Here is a 6273-nt window from a genome sequence, read left to right as displayed (position 1 = left end):
CGCCCTCGTCCGAACAAACCAGACTTGGAACCCCAAACACGCTTGACACTCAACACAGTCGCTCCCCGACCACCAGCAAGGCTGGTGGTCGCTTCGCCTAAGGGAGGTTACGATGGAGCCATACAGCGTCTTGGCCGATGCCTTATCGAAATTTCACCTGGCCTCTGACCCCATCAAGGCGCTCTGCATCGTCGCCTTCGCGGCGACATTGCTCGGTGTGACGTGGTGCTTGACACGTCTCATCCGCGATGTTGTGCGGGCGCTGACGGAGCGGGGCGGAGAGGCTTACAGGGTGGAGCTGGATGGGCAGGAGCGGTGGGTGGTGCGGCGGTCGGAGGTGGAAACGAGGGACTTGCGGGGGGCCTCAGTCGCGCAAACGCACTTGCTCCCTTGTCCGGACATAACCTCCCGCCATGACACGCTCCCCCGTCATGACACCCTGCCCCGTCATGGCCGTCCCCGGACTTGATCCGGGGATCAACCCGGCCACCCACGTCTTACGACGCGGGGGCGTGGATACCCGGCTCAAGTCCGGGCATGACGGTAGCGGCGTGTGCGCTCTGACAATTCACCACGTGCTTTGACGTCTCCAACCCCACCCCGAGCGCTTCTCGAGAGTGAACTCACAACTCACCCCACGAACACAAACCTGCCCCGCCGCCCGCGCATGGATTGCCGGACGGCTTTGTCTTGCTCCCGCCATATCGATAGCCTACATATAGTTAGCGCCCTATTGATATGCAGCCTATCGAATGTCCGCCGAACGCTCCCGCCAGATCTTCGCCGACGAATTGTCCCGCGTGACCCGCAAGTGGCGCACGCTCGTGGACGCCGACCTGCGCGGCATGGGCATGACGCTCTCCCGCGCGCGGGCGATTCTCCACCTGTGCGGCCATGACGGCATCACCCAGCGGGAACTCGCGGCGGAACTCGACATCGAGACGGCCACCCTCGTGCGGCTGCTGGATGGGCTCGCCGAGCAGGGGCTCATCGAGCGCCGCGCGTCCGCAATGGACCGCCGCGCCAACACGATCCACCTGACGCCCGCCGCCCGCCGGCTCGCGAGGGACGTGCGCGCCCGCATCGACGCCATCCGGGACGATGTGCTCGCGGGTGTGAGCGCACGGGACCTCGACACCGCCGCGAGCGTGCTCGGGCGGATCGCCGCGGCCCTCGAAGAACGCGGCTGAGCGGCCCATGTCGGACACCACCAGCCCGCAGCCGCCGGCAACGCCGGCCTTCACGCCGATGCCGCCCTGGCGCGCGGCGGCCTACATGCTGGCCTCGCTCCTTCTGTCCCTCACGCAGGGGCTCGGCATGAATCTGATCACCGCGAACCTGCCGCAGATCCAGGGATCGCTCGGCGCCACGACCAACGAGGCGACGTGGCTGATGGCGGCCTACATGGCGCCCAATGCCAGCCTGACTCTGCTGCTCATCAAGATCCGCACCCAGTATGGCTTACGAAACTTCGCCGAGCTGAGCATCGTGGCTTTCCTGGCCGTGTCGCTCCTGCATTTCTTCGTGCACGACCTGCAATCCGCCCTCGTGGTGCGCTTCTTCAGCGGCATCGCGGCCGCCCCCATGTCGACGCTCGGCTTCCTGTACATGCTCGAGCCGTTCCCGCCTGCTCGGAAACTGAATGTCGGTCTCAGCCTCAGCTTGACCAACACCCTTCTCGGTCCGCCCGTCGCGCGTCTGATATCGCCCTCGCTTCTGGACATCGGCGGCTGGCACGGCCTCTACACCGCCGAGATGGCCATCGCCATGATGGCTTTCGCGGGCGTCTACCTCCTGCCGCTCGCGCCGCAGCCGCGCGCCAAGGTCATCCACTGGCTCGACCTCGTAAGCTATCTCTTCATCGCCCTCGGGTTCGGCCTCACCGCCATGGTGCTGGTGCTCGGACGGGTCTATTGGTGGTTCGAGGCGCCGTGGCTCGGCGCGATGCTGGCCGCGGCATTCGCCTGCCTCACCGTCGCGGTGCTCATCGAGCTCAACCGCGACGCTCCCCTCCTCGACATCCGCTGGCTCACGAGCCGCGACGTGGTGCATTTCACGGGGGCGCTGCTCGTGTTCCGGGTCGTGCTGTCGGAGCAGACCACGGGCGCCTACGGGTTCTTCCAGGTGCTCGGGCTGCAGAACGACCAGATGAGCGTGCTGGCGGCCGTGATCCTCGCGGCGTCCGTCGCGGGCGGCCTCGCCTGCGCGCTGGTCCTCAAGCCCGGACGGGAGCCCGCCATCCACGTCGTGTCGCTGCTCCTGCTGGCGGCGAGCGCCTACATGGACAGCCAGGCCACCAACCTCACCCGTCCGTTCGAGATGTATCTCAGCCAGGGCATGATCGCGTTCGCGGGCGCGCTGTTCCTGCCGCCCGCCATGGCGGCGGGCCTTCTGTCGGCGCTCAAGAACGGGCCGAACTACATCCTGAGCTTCGTCATCGTGTTCCTGACCACGCAGAGCCTCGGCGGCCTCCTGGGCTCCGCTGTGCTCGGCACCTTCGTGACGATCCGCGAGAAGTACCATTCCAACATCCTGGCCCAGGCGGTCACGCTCACGGATCCCATCGTGGCGCAGCGCGTGCGCCAGCTCGGCGCGGTCTATGGCCGAACGCTTACCGACAGATCGCTCATGAACGCGGAAGGCCTCGCCCTGCTGTCGCAGCAGGCCACGCGGGAGGCCAATGTGCTCGCCTACAATGACCTGTTCCTTCTCACCGCCTGCCTGGCATGCTTCGCCCTAGCGGCGCTTCTCCTCCACCTCGCCGTCGTCGCGCTGGGCAGGCACTGGAACGCTGCCCGGCCGACCGCGACAGCCTGATCGAAAGAGCCATGTCGAGCCCCAACCGGATCCTCACATCGAAAGCCAGCGCCCTCGCGGCCCTCGTCGGGATCGCGGGCGTGTGCCTCGCGCTCTATGCCTGGCGCCTGCCGCCCTTCACGTCCTCGGTCGAGAGCACCGACAACGCCTATGTGCGCGGCGCCGTGACGATGATCAGCCCCAAGCTCGACGGCTACGTGGCGGAGGTGTTCGTGCAGGATTTCATGCCCGTAACGGCGGGCCAGGTTCTGGTGCAGCTCGACGACCGCATCTACCAGCAGCGGCTCGCCCAGGCCAAGGCGACGCTTGCCGCCCAGCGGGCGGCCCTTGCCAACTCCGAGCAGCAGCGCCGCTCCAAGGAGGCCGGGATCGCGGTCAGTCAGGCCGGGGTCGACGGCGCGGAGGCGGCCCTCGCCCGCGCCTCCGCCGACTGGAAGCGGGTCGAGCCGCTGCTCGACCGGGGCATCTCCACCCAGGCTCAGGCGGACCAGTCGCGCGCGGCCTTCGAACAGGCGCAGGCGAGCCTCGCCCAGGCGAAGGCCGCCGGGGAGGTCGCCCGCCAGGATCTCGCCTCCGTCATCGTCAATCGCAACTCCCTCGAAGCGGCGGTCGCGGGCGCCGAGGCGGCCGTCAGGCTTGCGGAGATCGACCTCCAGAATACCCGCATCGTCGCCCCGCAGGACGGCGAACTCGGCGAGGTCGGGGCGCGGCTCGGACAGTACGTGACGCCGGGCACGCAGCTGATGGCCATCGTGCCGGATCGGGTCTGGATCATCGCCAACTTCAAGGAGACCCAGATCGCCCGCCTCCATGACGGCCTGCCCGCCCTCATGGCCGTCGACGCGCTCCATGGCGAGGCGATCACGGGGCGCATCGCCCGCTTCTCTCCCGCGGCGGGCTCGGAGTTCAGCGTCCTGCGGCCCGACAACGCCACAGGCAACTTCACCAAGGTGGCCCAGCGCATTCCCGTCCGGATCGAGATCGATCCCGGCCAGCCGGCGGCCCGCCGGATCAGCCCCGGCATGTCCGTGGTGGTCAGCGTGGACACGGCCGACGGGACGCCGCAAGCCACGGGCGCCGCCCCGCCCTCCTAGAGTTCTGGAACACGGGAGAGATCTTGCGCGTCTAGCACAGGACAGGGCCCCGGCGCGGGCGCCCTCCCCCAGGCTCCGGCCGGCTTCCGAGGATGGCATGAAGACGAAGAAAGCTGTGGCGACCGGGCTGGTGGGCGTCGGCCTGGGATACACCCTGTGGCGCGGCTGGGAAACCGGGATCGAGTTCGCCTGGGCCAGGGTTCTCGGACCGTCCGACCAGGGGCCCGTGGATTTCGACACGCTCAAGCGGCGTCCCCGCTCCACCGATGCGCTCGCCAGCGCTCGCGCCGTGTCGCCCCGCGCCAATCCCGACTTCGATCCGCCGGTTTTCCAGATCGACCCGGACCGGTTGAGAGCACTGGCCGCGGAGGTGATCGGATCGGAGGCCGATACCGTGAAGGTTTTCTCCGACACGGGCATCCGGCAGGACCGTTTCGTCACCCGCACCCGCCTCCTGCGGTTTCCCGCGACGGCGGATGTGCGCGTTCTCGATCTCGGCGAGGGCCGCTCGACCCTGGCGATCTATTCCCGCAGCCCCGGTCCCGGCTCCGATTTCGGCGCCAACCGCAAACGGGTGCGGCGCTGGGTGGACCGGATCGCGGAGCGCGTCGCCAAAGAGACCCCGACCCCCTAACGAGCGCTCGTTGCGCCGCGCCGCCCGGCCAGCGCCCGCAGGACGTTCGCGCCGCCCGCGATCTGCGGATTGGACGGATCGAACCCCTCGCGGCGTTCGCGCTGGGTCACGAGGTCCCGGGCACGGGCGAAGGCGGCGTCCAGGCTCGCGTCCCGGCGCAGGGCCTGGTTGAAGAACGCATCCCCGAAATAGGTCCACGTCGCCCGGTCCTCGCAGCCGAAGGACGGCTTGTCGGCGGCCGCGGCCGTGATGACGAGGGTGTCGTCGTCGGCCAGGGCCTTGGCGAAGACCCCCGAATAGCAGGCCGATACGATGAGAACCCGCAGCCGCGCCCGCATCTCGTCGAGCAGGCCCCTCACATAAGTCGGAGGCATGAGCTGCACGTTCCGGCCGCGGGTGGTCACGGCGAGCCCGTCCGGCGTCCCGTGGGAGGTGAGGAACAGCACGGCCACGTCCTCGCCCGGATCGATGACGCGTCCCACCGCCGAGGCCGCCGCCCTGGCGCTCGCGTCCGTGACGTTCATGCGGGTGCGGGTGTTGAACAGGACGATCGCGTGGCCGGTTTCGCCCAGCCGCGATTCGAGGATCTGCGCTGCGCCCTTCGCCTCCCGCTCGAAAACGCGCTGCTCGCCCCAAAGCCCAAGGGAAAGGACGTAGACATCCACGATCCCCGGCGTCGGGGTCGCAAGCGCGTAGGCGGGGCGGGCCTTGCGGCCGCGCGCGTCCTGGCCCGTGGCCGCACCCGGCAGTCCCGCCAGGAGAGCGAGGCCCAGGAGGCAGGCGGCGAGACGGCGAACGGTCATGGGATGATCCTCGAAGGAGGGCTGAACCCTAGCCGTAGCGCAGCTTCATGGCGAGGATCGCCACCACCAGCACGAAAGTGCAGCCATTGGCCAGGATGATCGGCCGGTCCCCGAGCATGATGCCGTAGACGAGCCAGAGGCCGATGCCGAGGGCCAGGAGGCTCTGGGTAATCAGCGACAGCGACTTTGTGTCCTTGGTGCGCAAGGTCTTCAGCGCCTGCGGCAGCCAACACAGGGTCGTCAGGACGGCGGCGATGAAGCCGATGATTTCAAGGCTCTGGAGCATGGTCGGGCGCGAATCGGTGAAAGCTCGCGCAGCTTTATCACGACACAAGGTTGCCCGTGCCGCTTTTCGCTGCGGTGGGAAGCCACATCGCGCGCGGCGCCGAACCGAAACGCCCGTCACGGGTTTCCTCCCCACGGGCCAAGGGGAGATTTTCCCAGGGGCCCGGCGGCCAAAGGCACACCAAGAGGTTTCCATGGACATCGCCCTCGATAAAGTCTGCGACCTGATCATCCGCGCGCGGGCCATCGACGTGAAGGAAGGCATCACCGATCCGGATTCCGGCTCGAACCCCACCGACGACGGCAATATCGACAGCCTCATGGCGGGTTCGGACGACGCTACGGAAGAAGAGGTGCGTGAGGTGATCGCGGGGCTGAACGACGACGAGCGCCACGATCTGATCGCGCTGGTCTATATCGGCCGGGGCGACATGGAGCCGGAGGAATGGGGCGCCGCCGTCCGCTTCGCCCGGGAACGGGAGGATGCGGCGAGCGTGTCCACGGCGGACTGGTTGCTCGGCATTCCCAACCTGGCGGATCTCCTGGATGAAGGGCTCAACGCCATGGGGCGGAGCTGCGCCTGAGCCGAACGGGGCGCGCCGACGCGAGACGGGCGGCGCACCCCGGCCTGGGTTTCCCC

7 protein-coding genes are annotated in these 6273 nt (G+C 68.3%); 5 read left to right on the top strand and 2 right to left on the bottom strand.

The genetic code is table 11. From position 1 onward, the window contains the following. The first annotated feature begins 752 nt into the window (after nt 1-752). From ILT42_RS21715 to ILT42_RS21700, 4 genes are all read left to right on the top strand, one after another. Nucleotides 753-1190 carry a MarR family winged helix-turn-helix transcriptional regulator gene (locus ILT42_RS21715; protein WP_204218098.1) on the top strand — a complete coding sequence of 146 codons (438 nt, stop codon included), beginning with the start codon at nt 753-755 and terminating at the stop codon, nt 1188-1190. A 58-nt stretch (nt 1191-1248) separates the two neighbouring features. Then, nucleotides 1249-2817 (top strand): MFS transporter, encoded by a 1569-nt coding sequence (locus tag ILT42_RS21710; protein WP_229428861.1) that lies wholly within the window; start codon nt 1249-1251, stop codon nt 2815-2817. Between the two features lie 11 nt (nt 2818-2828). Next, nucleotides 2829-3911 carry an HlyD family secretion protein gene (locus tag ILT42_RS21705; RefSeq protein WP_204218096.1) on the top strand — a complete coding sequence of 361 codons (1083 nt, stop codon included), beginning with the start codon at nt 2829-2831 and terminating at the stop codon, nt 3909-3911. Nucleotides 3912-4008: 97 nt separating this feature from the next. Beyond that, complete coding sequence (locus ILT42_RS21700; protein ID WP_204218095.1) at nt 4009-4545, top strand: DUF1499 domain-containing protein; 537 nt, start codon at nt 4009-4011, stop codon at nt 4543-4545. Here ILT42_RS21700 and ILT42_RS21695 read toward each other — a convergent pair. Further along, entirely contained in the window at nt 4542-5348 is an 807-nt protein-coding gene (locus ILT42_RS21695; RefSeq protein ID WP_204218094.1) for a C13 family peptidase, read from the bottom strand. The genes ILT42_RS21700 and ILT42_RS21695 overlap by 4 nt on opposite strands. Before the next feature lie 28 nt (nt 5349-5376). After that, a complete protein-coding gene (locus ILT42_RS21690) occupies nt 5377-5634 on the bottom strand; it encodes a SemiSWEET transporter (protein ID WP_204218093.1) in 258 nt (85 codons plus the stop codon). A gap of 193 nt (nt 5635-5827) precedes the next feature. Between ILT42_RS21690 and ILT42_RS21685 the strand changes: the two genes are divergently transcribed. Next, the gene (locus tag ILT42_RS21685; protein ID WP_204218092.1) at nt 5828-6217 is read left to right on the top strand and encodes a DUF3775 domain-containing protein; all 390 of its coding nucleotides are present in this window, start codon (nt 5828-5830) and stop codon (nt 6215-6217) included. Nucleotides 6218-6273: the final 56 nt, after the last annotated feature.

Source organism: Microvirga pudoricolor (assembly GCF_016892705.1).
GTDB classification, from domain to species: Bacteria; Pseudomonadota; Alphaproteobacteria; order Rhizobiales; family Beijerinckiaceae; genus Microvirga; species Microvirga pudoricolor.
The sequence above is the reverse complement of the archived record's forward strand: the minus strand, read 5'-3'. Positions and strand labels throughout refer to the sequence as shown.